Consider the following 16,332-nt stretch of genomic DNA (forward strand, 5'->3'; position numbering starts at 1 on the left):
ACTTTGCGCTATGCGAAAACTGAGCATGGACGAACTAGGCCGCAAAACGATCGAAGAATTCAAGGCCGCCGAAAAAACACCACTGGTATTAGTCATGGACAATATCCGGAGCATGCACAATGTAGGCTCCGTATTCAGAACGGCCGATGCCTTTCTGATTCAAGGCATTATACTCTGTGGGTATACGCCTGTTCCCCCTCACCGCGATATTCAGAAAACCGCCCTGGGTGCTACCGAAACGGTGCACTGGCAATATTATGCCACCACTACCGAAGCTGTAGCTGCTTTAAAAGAAGGGGGATACCGCGTACTGGCCATTGAGCAGGCGGAAAGCAGTGTGATGCTGGACCAGTTCCAGCCTGGTGGCGATCAGCCCCTGGCACTGGTATTTGGCAATGAAGTGTCTGGTGTGGATGGAGAAGTGATGAAGCAGGTGGACGGATGTATTGAAATTCCGCAGCTTGGGATGAAACACTCATTGAATATATCTGTTAGCACAGGTATCGTAGTTTGGGATATCTTTGTAAAGTTAAAAAAGTAACAGGAGATGATTACGACTGTAAATAAATACCTCTCGCTTGTAAAATTCAGCCACACCATATTCGCCATGCCGTTTGCGCTGACGGGCTTCTTTATCGCCACTGCCAGGGCAGGGTACTCTTTCAGCTGGCAGCTGTTCGTATTGGTGGTATTATGTATGGTCTTTGCCAGAAGTGCGGCCATGGCCTTTAACCGCTGGCTGGATGTGGATATCGATAAGATCAACCCACGTACTGCTAAACGCGAGATTCCTGCTGGTGTGATTACGAAGAACAACGCCCTGTTGTTCATCATTTTGAACTGTGGCGCATTTATCCTCACTACTTACTTTATTAATATGATCTGCTTTATCCTGTCACCGGTCGCACTGATCGTAGTGTTGGGATATAGTTATACCAAGCGCTTTACGGCGCTGTGCCATTTGGTACTGGGCTTAGGATTGTCACTGGCGCCAATAGGAGCGTACCTGTCTGTAACAGGGCAGTTTGCGGCATTGCCGGTATTGCTGTCCTGCCTGGTGCTGTGCTGGGTATCTGGTTTTGACATCATTTATTCCCTGCAGGATGAAGATTTTGACCGTTCTCAGGCCCTGAATTCTGTGCCTACCTGGTTAGGAAAGGCAGGCGCCCTGCATTTCTCTGAAGGATTGCATGTAGTAGCGGGTGCACTGGCTATTACGATTGGGTTAATGGGGCAGTTCCATTGGTTATATGCCATTGGAGCGGCAGTATTCATCATCATGCTGATCTCTCAGCACCTGCTGGTAAAACCCAATGACCTGAGTAAGGTGAATATCGCTTTCATGACCACAAATGGTATTGCAAGTGTAGTATTCGCAATATTTGCAATTGCTGACATGTTATTTTTAGCATAATGGGGAGAATACTGGCAATAGATTATGGAAAAAAGCGGACCGGACTGGCAGTGACAGATCCCCTGCAGATAATAGCAACGGGTCTTACTACAGTACCGTCTCAAACGCTGATCCCTTACCTGAAAAAATACTTCGAAGCCGAACAGGTAGAACTTATTCTGATAGGTGAACCAAAGAACCTGGATGGAAGCGAAACAGATGCGACGGCTTTAGCAGCAGAATGTGTACGTATTTTGAAAAAGAACTTCCCGAATATGCCGCTAAAGCAGATAGATGAGCGGTTTACTTCTAAAATGGCCTTTCAGACCATGATAGATAGTGGGTTGAAGAAAAAAGACAGACAGAACAAGGGATTGGTCGATGAGATCAGTGCCACCATTATATTACAGGAATACCTGCGTTCAAAATAAACATTCCATTTGGGCATTTGCCTGAACAAAAAATCGCTTTTGCCTATGGCCAAAGCGATTTTTTTGTCATTTTCGTAACTTCGCATTTTTAAAACAATACCATAGAATGATTTTACCAATCGTTGCCTACGGCCATCCGGTCCTCCGTAAAATGTGTGAAGATATCACACCAGATTACCCAGAATTAGACAAGCTGATCGCTAATATGTGGGAAACCATGTACGCGTCCAGTGGTGTAGGCCTCGCAGCACCTCAGATTAACAGGCCCATCCGCCTTTTCGTAATAGATAGCGAACAAATTATCAATAACCTGGAAGAAGATGAAAAAGACGAATACCCTGGCGATGCCGGTGTAAAACGCGTTTTCATCAATGCGCATATCGTAGCTACCGATGGTGAAGAATGGCCTTACAACGAAGGTTGCCTCAGCATCCCTAAAGTAAGAGAAGACGTTTACCGTCCTGAAACTGTGACCATCCGCTATGTGGACGAACACTTCCAGCCTCACGAAGATACCTTTACCGGCGTCACAGCCCGCGTTATATTCCATGAGTACGACCATATCGATGGTAAGTTATTCATCGATCATCTCAAGCCACTTAAGCGTAGAATGATTAAAAGCAAGCTGGACGATATCTCCAAAGGAAAAATCAAGGTTGATTACAAGATGATATTTCACAAATAAAACGTGTGAAAATTTTGTAATGTTAAAAATCCCTATTATTTTAGTGCCTGCAAACTAATCAACTATATTTGGGAGCAGCACTTACATATACTGAAGCCGAACTGGTAACTGGATTAAAAGCCAGAAACGAAAAGTTTTTCGGTTACTTATATGATCATTATTCACCGGCATTATATGGTATCGCCCTCAAAGTAGTGGTTGATGAAACGCTTGCCGGCGATGTGTTGCAGGAAATCTTTCTCAAGATCTGGAGAGGTATAGACCGTTACGATACAGAAAAAGGTCGTCTGTTCACCTGGATGGTGAACATAGCCCGCAATACAGCTATCGATACCCTCCGCTCCAAAGGCCACAAGCTGGGCCAGAAAGTTCAGGAAATAGGAAACAATTCCCACATAGTCGATCAACTGGCGGTACACCCGTCTGTTGATCATTTGGGATTGGCTAAAGTGGTGGAACAGTTGAACAAGGAACAGCGTGTTATCATTGATCTGGCTTATTATAAAGGTTGTACCCAGGATGAGATCTCCAAAATACTGGATATCCCACTTGGTACAGTCAAAACCAGAATGCGAAATGCGATCATACAATTGCGGAATATACTAAAACAGATGTAAGCAAGTGGATGTTCAACGTTACATATCATCCGGAATTATTGAAAACCATGTGATCGGTTTAGTCTCCGAAGCGGAAAACCGCGAAATGGAGGCCGCGATCCAACAGCATCCTGAAGTAAAGGCTGCTGTAGATGCTGTGCAGCTGGATATGGAGAAGTACGTGATGATGTATGCGAAAAGGCCACCTGTTGATCTGAAAAAGCAAATCTTCAATAAATTAAAACAGGATACCGTTGCCAATGAGCCGGATATTCCCGTAGCCCAACCCGTTGCAGACGAAGAGGAAATTCCTGTAATCGACTACGCCCCTAAAAAAACAGTTTCTCCTTTAAGAATATGGCAATATGGTGCCGCTGCCGCATTTACCCTGCTTGTAGCCAGTGCTGTCATGAACATTGCTTATTATACCAAATACAACGATTCCCGGAATCAGTACGCCAGCCTTCAAAGTAGTCAGTCCGCTTTTACTGTCGAAAAGGACTCCCTGACGGCACAATTGCACCATGCCCAGGAAGAACTGACGATGATGAAAGATCCTGCATTTAAATGGATTAAAATGTTGGGAACACCCAGGCATACCGGAAATGTAGCCACTATTTGCTGGGATCCCGAATCAAAAGCAACTTTTATTCTCGCACAAAAACTGCCAGAACCTCCGCCTGACATGCAATATCAGCTATGGGCCATTGTAAATGGTAAATGTATAGACGCTGGTGTGTTCGCTACCGGCGATCTGTCAGCCTCCATGCAAAAGGTAAAAGACGTTGTCAATGCCCAGGCATTTGCCGTAACCCTCGAAAAGAAAGGTGGTAGCCCAACTCCTACACTAGACCAGATGTTTGTAGCTGGCAAGGTAGCTGGATGATATGAAAAAGTATCTTACTCTCTCATTTTCAATTATTCCGTAATAATTGCTATATTTCCTTTATTATTGCATTCCTTTTAACCATTAATTATTATTTGTATTTATTGTAATCACACGCAGCTGTACCGGATCACGGGTACTTTTTTCTGTAGCGTTTACGGCTATGATGTGGGAGCACACGTGAAAAGTAATTTTTAACATAATTCTTTAATTGTTTTGGAATCCGCGTTCACATATACGGAATCTGAGCTGATTCAGGGCTTAAAGGCTAAAGACCAAAAGGTATTTAGCTACCTGTATGACCGTTACTCACCGGCCTTATACGGCGTGGCGCTGAAAGTGCTCAACGACGAAAGCAATGCGAGTGATTGTTTGCAGGAAGTGTTTTTGAAAATCTGGCGAAACATTGATCGTTACGACGAAGGTAAAGGTCGTTTGTTTACCTGGATGCTCAATATTACACGTAATACAGCCATTGACACGCTTCGTTCTAAGGCACATAAAATGGATCAGAAAATCCAGGACATCGGAGACGACGTACATCTATATACTGGCAACTTAGCCGTACACCCTTCCGTTGACCATCTCGGACTCTCTAAGGTTCTGGAAAAACTGACAAAAGAGCAACGTATCATCATTGATTTGGCATACTACAAAGGATGCACACAGGAAGAAATTTCCAGGGTGCTGGAGATCCCTTTGGGTACGGTGAAAACAAGGATGCGGAATGCGATCATTCAATTAAGAAACCTGTTAAAATTAGTTTAAGAAGTGGGTTCAAAAAGTTACATATCTTCTGGGATTATTGAAGCTTATGTCAGCGGACTGGCTTCCTCCAGTGAAAGGGAGGAACTGGAACTTGCAATAGCACAATACCCCGAGGTTGCGGCAGAGTACCAAAGCTGCCAGCAGGATATGGAGCAATATATAATCTATCAATCAGTCACGCCACCTGCCAATTTAAAAGAGAGATTATTTACACAGCTCGATACCGAAGAAACTGCACGTGCAAACGGTACTTACGTCGATGAAGACAATATATCGGAAACACCCGTACGCAGAATACTCGTAAGCAGCACATGGCGTTGGGTAGCTGCTGCTTCAATCCTTTTACTCATAGGTAGTGCATTTTTAAATTATAACCAGTATACACAGTACAATGGTTTACAACAGCGATACGAAGCAATGGCTGCGGCTAATACTTCTGTAGCTGCCGAAACCAATGTATACCGTACCCGACTGGAACAGGCAGAACAAGATCTGCACATTGTACAGGATCCTTCCATGAAAACAGTGAAGATGCCGGGTACCAAATCGTTCCCGACAGCACTCGCTACCATATACTGGAACCAGGCTTCTAAAGAAGTCTTCGTAATGGTAAACAACCTTCCACAACCTTCTTCTGAAAAGCAATACCAGCTATGGGCCATTGTAGACGGTAAACCCGTAGACATGGGCGTGTTTGAAACCGGTACCGAAGCCAAAATTATCCAAAAAATGAAATCTATTGGCAATGCAGAGATGTTTGCCGTAACCTTGGAGAAAAAAGGTGGTAGTCCGGAACCAACTTTAGATCAGATGTACGTAGCCGGTAAGATATAATCCCACGGTATTTCGTAATTTTGCAGCATGCGATCATTGTTGTTATTCATTGTTGCTTTTTTTATCAGTAACATTTCAATTGCCCAGGATACGGCCAACTATAGGGGGATGACCGTCAATCTTGACGAAGTAGTGGTTCAGGCCAAACGGGTGGGCTTTGATGTTAATAGCTTCATCAGGCGGGTAGAGACAGATACTACCTTCTACAGAGCATTTCGGAACCTTCATTTATTGGGCTATTCGGCCGACAATGATATTCGCATATATGGGAAGAAAGGAAAGGTAGATGCTTTCCTGAAAAGTCAGACCGTGCAAACCATGCAGGGAACCTGCCGTACTATGAAAGTACTCCACGAAGAGACGGGTGGCGATTTTTATACCTCCAAAGGCGATTATAAGTACTATACTGCTGAACTGTATGCAAACTTCTTCTTTACCAAAGGTACCGTGTGTGCCAAAGCCAACGGGGAATCGATAGAATCCTCCAAAGGGAACCTCGCCAAACACAAAGCCCAGCTCAAACAATTGATTTTCAATCCTGGTCAGCCTATCAAGGGCGTACCTATCGTAGGCGGTAAGGTCGCCATATTTGATCCGGAAGTGATGCGGTTGTACGATTTCTCTATTACCTCAGAGGAATTCAATGGAGTACCCTGCTGGGTGTTTTCTGCGACAGCGAAAAAGAACCTGGGGTATTTTGATAAGAATGATATCGTGATCAATGAGCTGATCACTTACTTCTCCAAAGAAAGCTTTGACATTGTCAACAGGAAATATTCACTTTCTTATAAAACGCTGGTATTTGATTTCAATGTGAAGATGAATGTGCAGCTGGTGAAGAGAGAAAATCTGTTGACGCCGATTTTAGTGACCTACGAAGGTACATGGGATGTGCCTTTCAGAAAGAGAGAGACGGCGATATTTATAGCGAAGTTTCACGAGTTTACCAGATAAAATAAATAAAGACATTATAAATAAAGCCCCGTTCCGAGGAACGGGGCTTTATTTATTTTAATGTATGACTGTGATAGCGCCTGTTTTTCTAATGTGTTCTCCTGTTTTCTGCACCGTATACTCCATCACCCACACATATGTTCCGACTGGTACCCTTGTTCCGTTCCTGGTACCTGTCCAGCCAATATCCGGATCTGTGGTATAGTAGATCTGCGCACCCCATCTATCATATACACTAATCGAAAACGACTGCAGGGGGCACCTGTATTTCGGTCGGAATAGATCATTGTTCCCATCTCCATTCGGACTAAAACCACTTGGTAGCCATACCTGACATTCACAATCCTTAAACCCTACTTCCACAGAATCGATCGCTGTACCACAGGTATTTTGCGCCACGACGGCATAGATGCCGGCGGTATTTACTTTGTAGAGCGCTACCGTACTACTGTCCTGCCACTTATAGTTATTGCCCGCACCTTTTGGATACAGGGTATAAATCTCTCCGTTGCATAGCACCGTGTCTCTACCCAGGCTTACGCGCAGGGTATCTTCGATCTGTACATGAATCGTATCGCTGGATACACATCTGCCTATCTGTGCACGCACATAATAGTAACCGGTTTTGGTTACATAATAGGTGGCCTGCTTACTGGTATCCTGCCAGCGGTAGGTACCGGTGCCGAAATCGGCAGTCAATACAAGCTTTTCACCCTTACAGATAATGGTATCATTACCGAGGTTTACATTGCGCAGGGCATTGTAACGTACCCGGATGGTATCGATCACATTACAGGTGTTATTAATTGTAGCATAGCACCACAAATCTATCGGGCGGCTGGCAGACACAGTGGGGGTGGTAGCACCAGTGCTCCACAGGTAAGCTGTTGCCCCGGAAGTACTGCCATTGATAATCACTGTTTCGTCAGGGCATAATAAAGTATCCGGACCCAGTGAGTATGGATGCTCAGTGCCAGCAAATGAGATAGTGATACTGTCGCTAAAAATACCGCAACCTTTGGCGTTGGCATTCACGACATACATGAATGGCGCACGGGCGGTGTCGCTATGAACAACGATATCCGGTGTGGTTTCTCCCGTATTCCAGGAGAAAGTACAGTTCTGGGCGGTGGCATCCAGTTGCAGGTATTCGTTGAGGCAAAGCACCACGTCGTTCCCGAGTTCTATTTCCGGTTCAGGGGTATAGAATACGTTCATGGAATCAGGTACCAGGCAACCATTGATCTTTACCTTGTACGTCTGCATGGTATCTACCACTATGCTCTGACCGGTGGAGCTGTCCTGCCACAGGTAGGAGGCGCCGGCTACATAAGGAGCGGTCAGGGTAATGGTAGTGCCTTCGCAAAGGGTAGAGTCGGTAGGACCAAAGTCGTAAGGTACGGGTGCCACGATGGTGACCGTATTGGTAGAAATGTCTTCCACACCACTCCGGTAAGCCACCAGGGTGATGGTATAGTCGCCAAGGGTGCTGTAAAGGTGAACACCGTTGATAGCTTTGGAAGAATCGTACTTGCCGGATGCCGGATCGCCATAATACCATTTGACGGAGTCGATGCCGTCACGGTCTGCGGTAGCAATGATAAAACGAATACTATCGTTTTGGCAGGTTGAGTTGAAGGTAAAAGGCGTAGACGCCTGCGCGGTGGTTGAACCGAGTAAAACGAGTAAAACCACGATAATTAGATATAGGTTTCTCATGCTTGGGACATGGGTAAGGCATAAAATTAACAGAAATTCATGATATATGGTATTTTTTTAATGGAAACGTAAACTTCATTCCATATTAATCAGGCATCCCGCCTGGCGGGATGCCTGATTAACAACTAATCTTCCAGCGGTCTTGCAGAGATATATCTTCTCCATTTTTCTAACACCGCCTTAAAATCTTCCGGCATTGGACTTTCAAAATGGACAGGCTTGCGGGTACGTGGGTGTATAAAGCCTAAAGTCTGGGCATGCAGGGCATGTCTTGGCATTAGCTCAAAGCAGTTCTCCACAAATTGCTTGTATTTATTGAAAACGGTGCCTTTCAGAATACGGTTACCGCCATAAGTATCGTCGTTGAACAGGGAATGCCCGATATGCTGCATGTGCACCCTGATCTGGTGGGTACGACCCGTTTCCAGCCGGCATTCAATGAGTGTGACATAATTAAAGCGCTCCAGCACCTTGTAGTGGGTGATGGCGTCTTTGCCATATTCTCCTTCAGGATATGCATCCATGATCTTTCTAAAACGTTGGTGGCGACCTACGTGTGCTTCAACCGTTCCTTCATCTTCTTCAAAATCTCCCCATACGAGGGCAATGTACCGGCGCTGTACTGTGTGGTCAAAGAATTGCTTGGCCAGGTCGTTCATCGCCTTTTCTGATTTGGCAATCACGAGCAGACCGCTGGTATTCTTATCAATACGGTGTACGAGGCCAAAACGGGGAATTTCAGGCTCCGTGACCTCAGTGTTCTGGCCACCCAGGTACCAGGCCAGACCGTTTACCAGGGTACCGGTATAGTTACCACAACCCGGATGTACCACCATCCCTGGCTGCTTGTTGACGATCATAATGTCTTCATCCTCAAATACGATGTTCAGGTCCAGCTGTTCTGGTATTACATCTGTATTCTCAGGATTCTTGCTCGTCATTACCACGATCTTGTCGAAGGCTTTGACTTTATAGTTGGACTTGACGGGTTTATCATTGACAATGACCCAACCTGATTCGCAGGCCTGCTGAATTTTGTTGCGGGTAGCACCTTCTACCCGGTTCATCAGGAATTTATCGATACGAAGAGGCTCTTGTCCCTTGTCGGCAACAATATTGACACGCTCATACAGCTCTTCACTGCCTTCGCCGCTTTCCAGCTCATCATCCAGTTCAATCAGATCTTCGGTCATGTAGTTCAAAAATTTCTGCAAAGGTATGTCATTTTGACCTTTTCATTAGTATGACCATAGGGCCATCTTATACCTGACCTGTTAATAACCCGTAGATATCCCGTACATATCCCGCCTCTTTATAGATGCGGGTTATTGGCGGCTTACAGGCGGGTTATATACGGCTTATAGGCGGGATATCTCCCTGAGAGCGCTATAGTAGTGCTATAGCGCGGATGGCGCTTCGGAATGGCCGTGGGTAGTGAGTTGTAGCCAGGGCCTGATTTCATTTCCGGAAGGCAACATTTTCAGTAACTTTGCCCGGTTATGACCAACAGAACCATTCATATCCAGGACCTGGGCGTAATTGAGTATCAACCAGCCTGGGATTTCCAGGAGCAGTTGCTACAGGAGAACGTAAGAATCAAACAGGCAAGAGGCAGGGGAGAGCTCCCCGCCGATGGCGTAGTAGAAACAACGAATCACTTCCTCTTTTGTGAACATCCCCCTGTATACACTCTCGGCAAGAGCGGGCATATGGAAAACCTGCTGCTCAATGAAGAACAGCTGGCGGACAAGGGGATTACTTTTGTACCCACCAACAGGGGAGGGGATATCACCTACCATGGCCCCGGGCAGGTAGTAGGGTATCCGATCCTGGACCTCGAACACTTTTTCACCGATATAGGCAAATACCTTCGTTTACTGGAAGAAGTTGTGATCCGTACCCTGGCGGACTATGGCATCAAAGGAGACCGTTCTCCGGGAGAGACGGGTGTATGGTTGGATCCTGAAGATCCTAAAAAAGCCCGCAAGATCTGTGCGATGGGAGTGCGTTGCAGCCGCTGGGTGACCATGCATGGTTTTGCACTGAATGTGAATACAGACCTGAATTACTTCAGCAATATTATTCCCTGCGGAATTGTGGATAAGAAAGTAGCTGCCATGCAGGAAGAGCTGGGCAGGGAAATTCCCCTGGCAGAGGTGAAGGAGAAATTATTAAAACATTTTGCCGAAGTCTTTGACGCGGTGATCGCATAAAAAGGAGGCCATATCTTAAGTAAGATACGGCCTCCTTTTATTCGGGTACCTAATGGAGATAGGTAGTCCTTTAAACACTTCAGAGGAGGTTTATTTATTTATTTATTTTGATACACGCTCTTTAAATTTGGATAACCTCTTTTAGTTTCTATAGCTGAGTGGGATGAACACATTCCACTTTTCCAGCACTTTTCCGTCTTCTACAATTTCAAAATTGAACCAACCGGCATGGAGGAAGATGGCTTTTTCCAGGATGAGGAAAGGCTCTTTTACCTCCTTGATGTCGAACAGGAAGCTTCCATCCGGTTCAAAAAACTTGATTACATATCTTTTATTGGGTGCTTCAGGCAGTTTGATATTCACATTGCCATCAGCAGTAGTATAAATGTAATTGGAAGGATGCCATACGATCTTCTCTTCTTTTGGCGCTTCTTTTTCCTTTACCGGGGCAGCTCCTTTGTCGGTCACTACGGGTGGCGGTGCGGCGGAGGTCGCTACACCTGCAGCTTTGGCTGCGGCAATAGCGGCTTTTACATCGGCGGCGGTCAGTTTTTCCCTGTCATCGATGGTGGAGTCCGGTACAGCCAGGACTACCTTGGTAAAGAAGTAACGGCCGTTGTTGAAGATGATCAACATACGGTAATAGTTGGAGCCTGGTAACGGTTTTCCATCGTCGTATGCACACCGGATATCGCCGGGATTGGCGATATAACCAATGGTATTAAAGTTCAGGACGCTGTCCAGCGAACGCTGAACGCCGATCGACTTCACGTCTCTGAAACCCGATATAAATTCAAGACGGTTCTTCCCTGTTTGAATCAGGGCCGAAAATTCCGGAAATACCGGGAGTGGTTTTTGTTGAACCTGTTGAGCCTGTACTGAAAATACTAATGCTGATAGTGCTAATACTGTGACAATAAAAATTCGCGACAACTGCTTCATAAATTCCTGATTCCTATAACTACAATTAGCTTCAAATATAGTAAACGCCTTTTTAAATATTCGTTAATATAGTAATATACTGGGCAGAAGGAGAAAGATATTTTTTTTAGTAGTGTAATACCCCTGGTTTGAGTGAAAGGTTGCCCTGTAATCCGCCTGAATGGATCAATAAAACCCTGCTTCCCGGGGGATATATACCACTTTCTATCTCTTTTTTAAATCCCTGTACCAATTTGCCTGTATACACTACATCCAATGGTATTTTAGTTTCATTATAAAAATGATTCATGCATTCTATCAGTGCCGGTGTGACCTTTGCATACCCGCCACCATGGTGTTCATGAACCAATTCCCAATGGGGTGCACTGCGATATTTCAGCAATGCTTTTACCTCTTCTGAAAGATAGTGCGCCCCTTTTAAAACCACATACCCTTTTAGTTGCTGGGGTGGTTCCGCACTATTAATCAACCCTGCCAGCGTAGTACCAGTCCCTACAGCACAAATAATGTGGGTAAAGCCGGAAACATCGTGCATGGATAAGATCTCTTCACACCCTTCCGCCCCTGCCGCATTATGTCCTCCTTCAGGTACAAAATAAGCATCCTGAAAGACCTCTTTCCAATCAATTGAATCTTTCTGTTTATACACTTCTCTTGTCACAAAATGCAACTGCATACCCTGTTGCTTTGCCAGTGCTAAAGTATGACTTAACATGGGCGCCGCTTCTCCCCGCACTACTGCCGTACACCGCATACCCAACAATCTGCATGCTGCCGCTGTGGCCGCCAGATGATTGGAGTATGCACCTCCAAAAGTTACAATATGATCCTTTCCATCCGCCTTAGCAGCCGCAATATTACATTGCAGCTTGAACCATTTATTACCTGATACTTCACTGTGTAATAGGTCTAAACGCAACATGGCTGCCTGTATTGTACCGGGCAGCCATGTTGGTGTGATATTTTGTAACTGAATATTACGATAGTCAAACATTAATAAAACAGGCTATTGCGCAAATTTAATGCTTGTGCGCCTTTTGACAGCAATACATTTATCCAGCCAATTTCACCAGTATTAAAATATTGTATCCTGATTTTATGATATCCCTTCTTTAATCCGATCACGCCTACTTTTTCTGTCGTACCATGTATACCATCATTATCTGCTACTACTTCATCATCGATGTATAAAACCGATCCGTCGTCAGAGAGCAGGTTGAATGTATACATTGCATCCGCATCTACTTTTACATAACCTGTGTAAGTGATTCCGAAATCTTTCTTTGTGGTAAGGAAAGGGCGTAAATCCAGACCAGCAATCGTACCTGCACTATCACCTTTTTCAGGTAGCTCTTTTGCAGTTTTGGGTACATTCTTATACACTGCTGAGAAACGTAATCCGTTATTTGCAGGTTTTACATTCGCAGCTTCTCTGTAAGGCTTACGTGTATAAGTCGTGCTATATACATTGCTCTTACGACCACCAGGTGTTACTTCTATATACTTCAATACAACCGTTCCATTCTCAGGTACACTGATGGTGAATGGTTGTGCATAGCGTTTGCTGTTAATAGCTGGTCCACTACCATCGATGGTGTAAAATATGGCGGCGCCTTTCACGCCGGGAGTAAGTGTCACCGTCGTAGTTGGTACCGCAATTAACGTATCTTTCAGCTGTGCCGGTTCAGGTATTCTGAAGTTTACACCCTGCTTGTCAATAGCTGCCAGTACGGTTGGTGCTTTCTTCTGAAAGCGTTTCCAGTCACGCTTAGCAGCAGGAGACCAGGCTACTTCAGACAATGCTAATGCCCTGGGCCAGGCCATGTAATCTACATAAGTCTGATCAGGCATATATTCTGTCCATATATTTGCCTGCACACCTTTGATATATTTCTGCTCTTCTGCATTCAAAGAAGGTGGCAATGGCTCGTAGTTATACACTGTGTTTAGTGAAAGATAATTACCAATTCTGCCTGGCTCTGTCGCCTCAGGGCTTTGGTAGTAATCGAGGTATAGGTAAGTATTAGGAGACATGATCACATCATGTTTTTCCTTTGCGGCTGCAATACCACCCGCTTCGCCACGCCAGCTCATAACAGTTGCATTTGGTGCTAAGCCACCTTCCAGGATTTCATCCCAGCCAATGATGTTGCGACCTTTGCTATTTACAAACTTTTCCATTCGTTGTATGAAATAACTCTGCAAAGCATGTTCATCTTTCAATCCCAGTTTCTGCATGAGTGCCTGTACCTGTGGCGATTCTTTCCAGCGATCTTTCGGACATTCGTCACCGCCTATATGAATATACTTACCTGGGAAGAGGTCCATTACTTCTGTAAGTACATCCTGCAGGAAAGTGAATACAGAATCATTTGCAGGATTCAGTACTTCTTTCGAAATACCAAAGGTGGTCATGGTCTCATATTGCTTGCCATAACCAAAGCTGGGAAACGCTGCCAGTACTGCCTGTGAGTGGCCTGGCATTTCTATTTCAGGAATGATGGTGATATGTCTGTCTGCAGCATACTTTACGATATCCCTGATTTCATTCTGTGTATAAAATCCACCGTATGGTTTACCATCATAAGTATTGCTGCGTGCAGCATGACCTACTACGGTTTCTTTTCTTTGAGAAGCGATCTTAGTCAGCTGTGGATATTTTTTGATTTCAATACGCCATCCCTGATCTTCTGTGAGGTGCCAGTGGAAGCGGTTGAACTTATACTGTGCCATCACATCGATGAACTTTTTTACATAATCAGGTGGGAAGAAATGACGCCCTACATCCAGCATCAGACCACGATAGGCGAAGCGGGGCGCATCGGAAATTTCCACACCAGGTATATGGATCGCTGCGTTTTTTTCAGCAGGTAATAACTGTTGTAAAGTTTGCAGGCCATAGAACAAACCTGCCGCATCACCTTTCAGTGCAATGGTACCATTGTTTACAAAGAGAGTATAGGCCTCTGGTGCACCGGTTGTTTCTTTGATGTCGATAACGGCGGTGGACTTTACTTTCGGCACTGGTTTATCAGTCACTTCTACTTTAAACCCATAAGCACTTTGCAAAAAAGCGTTGAGCAAACCGGCGGTGGTTTTGGCGGCAGTACCTTCATAATGGATCAGTGCATTTTCATTCAACACAAAACTACCCGGTACACTTTGCAGTGACTTCGGCTCCGGGATGATCATGATGTCAGCTGTTTTCTTTTGAGCAGTACCATAAAGGCACAGCAGCGCTGATAGAGTTGACAGGATTAGTTTTTTCATATGCTAAGCTGTTTTTGCTTTTACGACTTTGGCCTCGGGCAAAAGATATAGAAGCTGTGATGGCCTGCGGCCGGCATTAAAAATTAATCGTTATTCGTCAGGAAACCTCCTTTACCCCTGTACAGCTTTACAGGCTTGTCCAATTGCAGGGCTAATACAGTCATGTATTTATCCTGAACATTTTCAGGTACGTCAATATACACAAGACCGGGCACACTGCTCCATGAAATTTTACCAACGATTTTATGAGATAGTTGAACGTCTGTTCCTACCACCTGAATATTCCTGATATTGTTCATAAGGCCTTTTACCATTACAGATCCGCTCATCCTGCCCGGGAGGAAGAGGTAGAGGGTTGTAGAATCTTTAGAGAGGGTAGTAGGACCATAGAAGTGACCTTGTGGTATACCACCGACGGTATTGAAGATAGCTGGTGCGTGTTTTTTGTTCCATGCACCCAGTTCTTTCAGTACGTTTACTTCTTCAGGAGGAATGTGACCAGCGGCATCAGGGCCGATATCCAGCAGAAGGTTACCACCATTACTGATTGCATCTGCAAAGATGGTGATGATTTCATAAGGTGTTTTCCAGCTGGTATCGTCAGGGTGATAGCCCCAGTTGCTATTGATAGTCATACAGAGTTCCCACCAGTTGTAGTGAGGGCGGGTGACCGGGAAGTTTTGTTCCGGTGTTTCGTAATCACCATATCCCTGCAGGCGGCCATTGATAATCGTGTTAGGATTATGGGTGGTGAGCATGGTCCGCATTTTGGGTGCTTCCCATTCAGCAGCGCTGTGTTCCCAGTCGCCATCGAACCACCAGAGGTCAGGGTTGAACTGGGTCATTACTTCTTTAAGTTGTCCTTCGTAGAAGTTGCGGAAGCGTTGCCAGCGCACAGTATCTTTAGCGGCATTATAGCGGGAACTGTCTTTCAAAAAGCCGGGATAGTCGGGATAACTCCAGTCGATCAACGAAAAGTAAGCACCGCATTTAATGCCTTCTTTACGCAGGGCGGCATAGAAGGGGGTGAGTACATCTCTTTTGGCGGGTGTACTGTTCACCGCATCCAGCTTACTTAATTTGCTGTCCCACAGTGCTACCCCATCATGGTGCTTGGTGGTGATCACCGCATAGCGGGCGCCGGACTCTTTGATGAGCGATGCCCATGCAACAGGGTCATAACTTGAAGCAGTAAAGCCTTTTAGTTGTGACATATAGTCCTGATATGATATTTTTTTATTGTGGAATGACCAGGATTCGTCTACCCCATTTACGGAATATATACCCCAGTGAATAAAGATTCCGAGCTTCGCATCGGAGAACCATTGCATCTTTTGAGCGATTTCCGAAGGAGGAACATGTTGTTGGGCAAAGGCGTTGGCACATGACGCAAAGGCAATAGCAGCCTGCAAAAAGATTCTTTTCATTGGCAGATAAAAATTGATAATAATAATGTAACAGTCCGGGTTGGTATAGTGTTTGCTGGTTTGATACCACCTACCGGACTAATATTACAGGTAACTCTAATGGCTAGAGCTACGAAAGTAGAAACACCTATGTTATTGAAAAAGAAAGCGTGAAAATAGTTTTAATCAGTAAATTTAGTCCCTGGATTTTCGCCAATTACAATAAAAAATTAAT

The 16,332-nt window shown here is 45.0% G+C and carries 16 protein-coding genes; 10 read left to right on the forward strand and 6 right to left on the reverse strand.

Annotated features, from left to right (window positions below; genetic code table 11):
* The first annotated feature begins 10 nt into the window (after positions 1 to 10).
* From QQL36_RS14090 to QQL36_RS14130, 9 genes are all read left to right on the forward strand, one after another.
* A complete protein-coding gene (locus QQL36_RS14090) occupies positions 11 to 541 on the forward strand; it encodes an RNA methyltransferase (protein WP_179090994.1) in 531 nt (176 codons plus the stop codon).
* A 6-nt stretch (positions 542 to 547) separates the two neighbouring features.
* A complete protein-coding gene (locus tag QQL36_RS14095; RefSeq protein WP_083721392.1) occupies positions 548 to 1,414 on the forward strand; it encodes a UbiA-like polyprenyltransferase in 867 nt (288 codons plus the stop codon).
* Positions 1,414 to 1,824, forward strand: coding sequence for a Holliday junction resolvase RuvX (ruvX, locus tag QQL36_RS14100; protein WP_321570065.1), 411 nt, complete (start codon positions 1,414 to 1,416; stop codon positions 1,822 to 1,824). Before QQL36_RS14095 ends, ruvX begins: the two co-directional genes overlap by 1 nt.
* A gap of 106 nt (positions 1,825 to 1,930) precedes the next feature.
* Positions 1,931 to 2,509, forward strand: a complete 579-nt coding sequence (def, locus tag QQL36_RS14105; protein ID WP_321570066.1) for a peptide deformylase — start codon at positions 1,931 to 1,933, stop codon at positions 2,507 to 2,509.
* A 68-nt stretch (positions 2,510 to 2,577) separates the two neighbouring features.
* On the forward strand, positions 2,578 to 3,126 hold the full coding sequence (locus QQL36_RS14110) for an RNA polymerase sigma factor (RefSeq protein WP_083721395.1): 549 nt from the start codon (positions 2,578 to 2,580) through the stop codon (positions 3,124 to 3,126).
* 4 nt (positions 3,127 to 3,130) lie between these two features.
* Positions 3,131 to 3,991 (forward strand): anti-sigma factor, encoded by an 861-nt coding sequence (locus tag QQL36_RS14115; protein WP_321570067.1) that lies wholly within the window; start codon positions 3,131 to 3,133, stop codon positions 3,989 to 3,991.
* Positions 3,992 to 4,207: 216 nt separating this feature from the next.
* Positions 4,208 to 4,759 carry an RNA polymerase sigma factor gene (locus tag QQL36_RS14120; RefSeq protein WP_083721397.1) on the forward strand — a complete coding sequence of 184 codons (552 nt, stop codon included), beginning with the start codon at positions 4,208 to 4,210 and terminating at the stop codon, positions 4,757 to 4,759.
* 3 nt (positions 4,760 to 4,762) lie between these two features.
* Complete coding sequence (locus QQL36_RS14125; RefSeq protein ID WP_083721398.1) at positions 4,763 to 5,593, forward strand: anti-sigma factor domain-containing protein; 831 nt, start codon at positions 4,763 to 4,765, stop codon at positions 5,591 to 5,593.
* Positions 5,594 to 5,620: 27 nt separating this feature from the next.
* Positions 5,621 to 6,547, forward strand: a complete 927-nt coding sequence (locus QQL36_RS14130; RefSeq protein ID WP_083721399.1) for a hypothetical protein — start codon at positions 5,621 to 5,623, stop codon at positions 6,545 to 6,547.
* Between the two features lie 57 nt (positions 6,548 to 6,604).
* On the opposite strand, the gene QQL36_RS14135 is transcribed toward QQL36_RS14130, so the two are convergent.
* Entirely contained in the window at positions 6,605 to 8,266 is a 1,662-nt protein-coding gene (locus QQL36_RS14135; RefSeq protein ID WP_321570068.1) for a gliding motility-associated C-terminal domain-containing protein, read from the reverse strand.
* Between the two features lie 125 nt (positions 8,267 to 8,391).
* Positions 8,392 to 9,480 (reverse strand): RluA family pseudouridine synthase, encoded by a 1,089-nt coding sequence (locus QQL36_RS14140; protein WP_235643479.1) that lies wholly within the window; start codon positions 9,478 to 9,480, stop codon positions 8,392 to 8,394.
* Between the two features lie 285 nt (positions 9,481 to 9,765).
* Between QQL36_RS14140 and lipB the strand changes: the two genes are divergently transcribed.
* Complete coding sequence (gene lipB, locus QQL36_RS14145) at positions 9,766 to 10,479, forward strand: lipoyl(octanoyl) transferase LipB (RefSeq protein WP_083721402.1); 714 nt, start codon at positions 9,766 to 9,768, stop codon at positions 10,477 to 10,479.
* A 141-nt stretch (positions 10,480 to 10,620) separates the two neighbouring features.
* Here lipB and QQL36_RS14150 read toward each other — a convergent pair whose 3' ends face one another.
* From QQL36_RS14150 to QQL36_RS14165, 4 genes are all read right to left on the reverse strand, one after another.
* Entirely contained in the window at positions 10,621 to 11,421 is an 801-nt protein-coding gene (locus QQL36_RS14150) for a hypothetical protein (protein WP_321570069.1), read from the reverse strand.
* 106 nt (positions 11,422 to 11,527) lie between these two features.
* Positions 11,528 to 12,415 carry a 1-aminocyclopropane-1-carboxylate deaminase/D-cysteine desulfhydrase gene (locus QQL36_RS14155; RefSeq protein WP_321570070.1) on the reverse strand — a complete coding sequence of 296 codons (888 nt, stop codon included), beginning with the start codon at positions 12,413 to 12,415 and terminating at the stop codon, positions 11,528 to 11,530.
* A complete protein-coding gene (locus tag QQL36_RS14160) occupies positions 12,415 to 14,691 on the reverse strand; it encodes a family 20 glycosylhydrolase (RefSeq protein ID WP_321570071.1) in 2,277 nt (758 codons plus the stop codon). Before QQL36_RS14160 ends, QQL36_RS14155 begins: the two co-directional genes overlap by 1 nt.
* A gap of 83 nt (positions 14,692 to 14,774) precedes the next feature.
* Positions 14,775 to 16,118 carry an alpha-L-fucosidase gene (locus tag QQL36_RS14165; protein WP_083721406.1) on the reverse strand — a complete coding sequence of 448 codons (1,344 nt, stop codon included), beginning with the start codon at positions 16,116 to 16,118 and terminating at the stop codon, positions 14,775 to 14,777.
* Positions 16,119 to 16,332 lie beyond the last annotated feature (214 nt).

The sequence above is a fragment of the Chitinophaga sp. LS1 genome (assembly GCF_034274695.1).
Classification (GTDB): domain Bacteria; phylum Bacteroidota; class Bacteroidia; order Chitinophagales; family Chitinophagaceae; genus Chitinophaga.

Excerpts from the sequence above, each read along its gene's own strand:
- QQL36_RS14135 (WP_321570068.1), bottom strand. The coding sequence starts at position 8,266 with ATGAGAAACCTATATCTAATTATCGTGGTTTTACTCGTTTTACTCGGT.
- def (WP_321570066.1), top strand. The coding sequence starts at position 1,931 with ATGATTTTACCAATCGTTGCCTACGGCCATCCGGTCCTCCGTAAAATG.
- QQL36_RS14095 (WP_083721392.1), top strand. The coding sequence starts at position 548 with ATGATTACGACTGTAAATAAATACCTCTCGCTTGTAAAATTCAGCCAC.
- QQL36_RS14090 (WP_179090994.1), top strand. The coding sequence starts at position 11 with ATGCGAAAACTGAGCATGGACGAACTAGGCCGCAAAACGATCGAAGAA.
- QQL36_RS14155 (WP_321570070.1), bottom strand. The coding sequence starts at position 12,415 with ATGTTTGACTATCGTAATATTCAGTTACAAAATATCACACCAACATGG.
- QQL36_RS14150 (WP_321570069.1), bottom strand. The coding sequence starts at position 11,421 with ATGAAGCAGTTGTCGCGAATTTTTATTGTCACAGTATTAGCACTATCA.
- ruvX (WP_321570065.1), top strand. The coding sequence starts at position 1,414 with ATGGGGAGAATACTGGCAATAGATTATGGAAAAAAGCGGACCGGACTG.
- QQL36_RS14165 (WP_083721406.1), bottom strand. The coding sequence starts at position 16,118 with ATGAAAAGAATCTTTTTGCAGGCTGCTATTGCCTTTGCGTCATGTGCC.
- lipB (WP_083721402.1), top strand. The coding sequence starts at position 9,766 with ATGACCAACAGAACCATTCATATCCAGGACCTGGGCGTAATTGAGTAT.
- QQL36_RS14130 (WP_083721399.1), top strand. The coding sequence starts at position 5,621 with ATGCGATCATTGTTGTTATTCATTGTTGCTTTTTTTATCAGTAACATT.
- QQL36_RS14160 (WP_321570071.1), bottom strand. The coding sequence starts at position 14,691 with ATGAAAAAACTAATCCTGTCAACTCTATCAGCGCTGCTGTGCCTTTAT.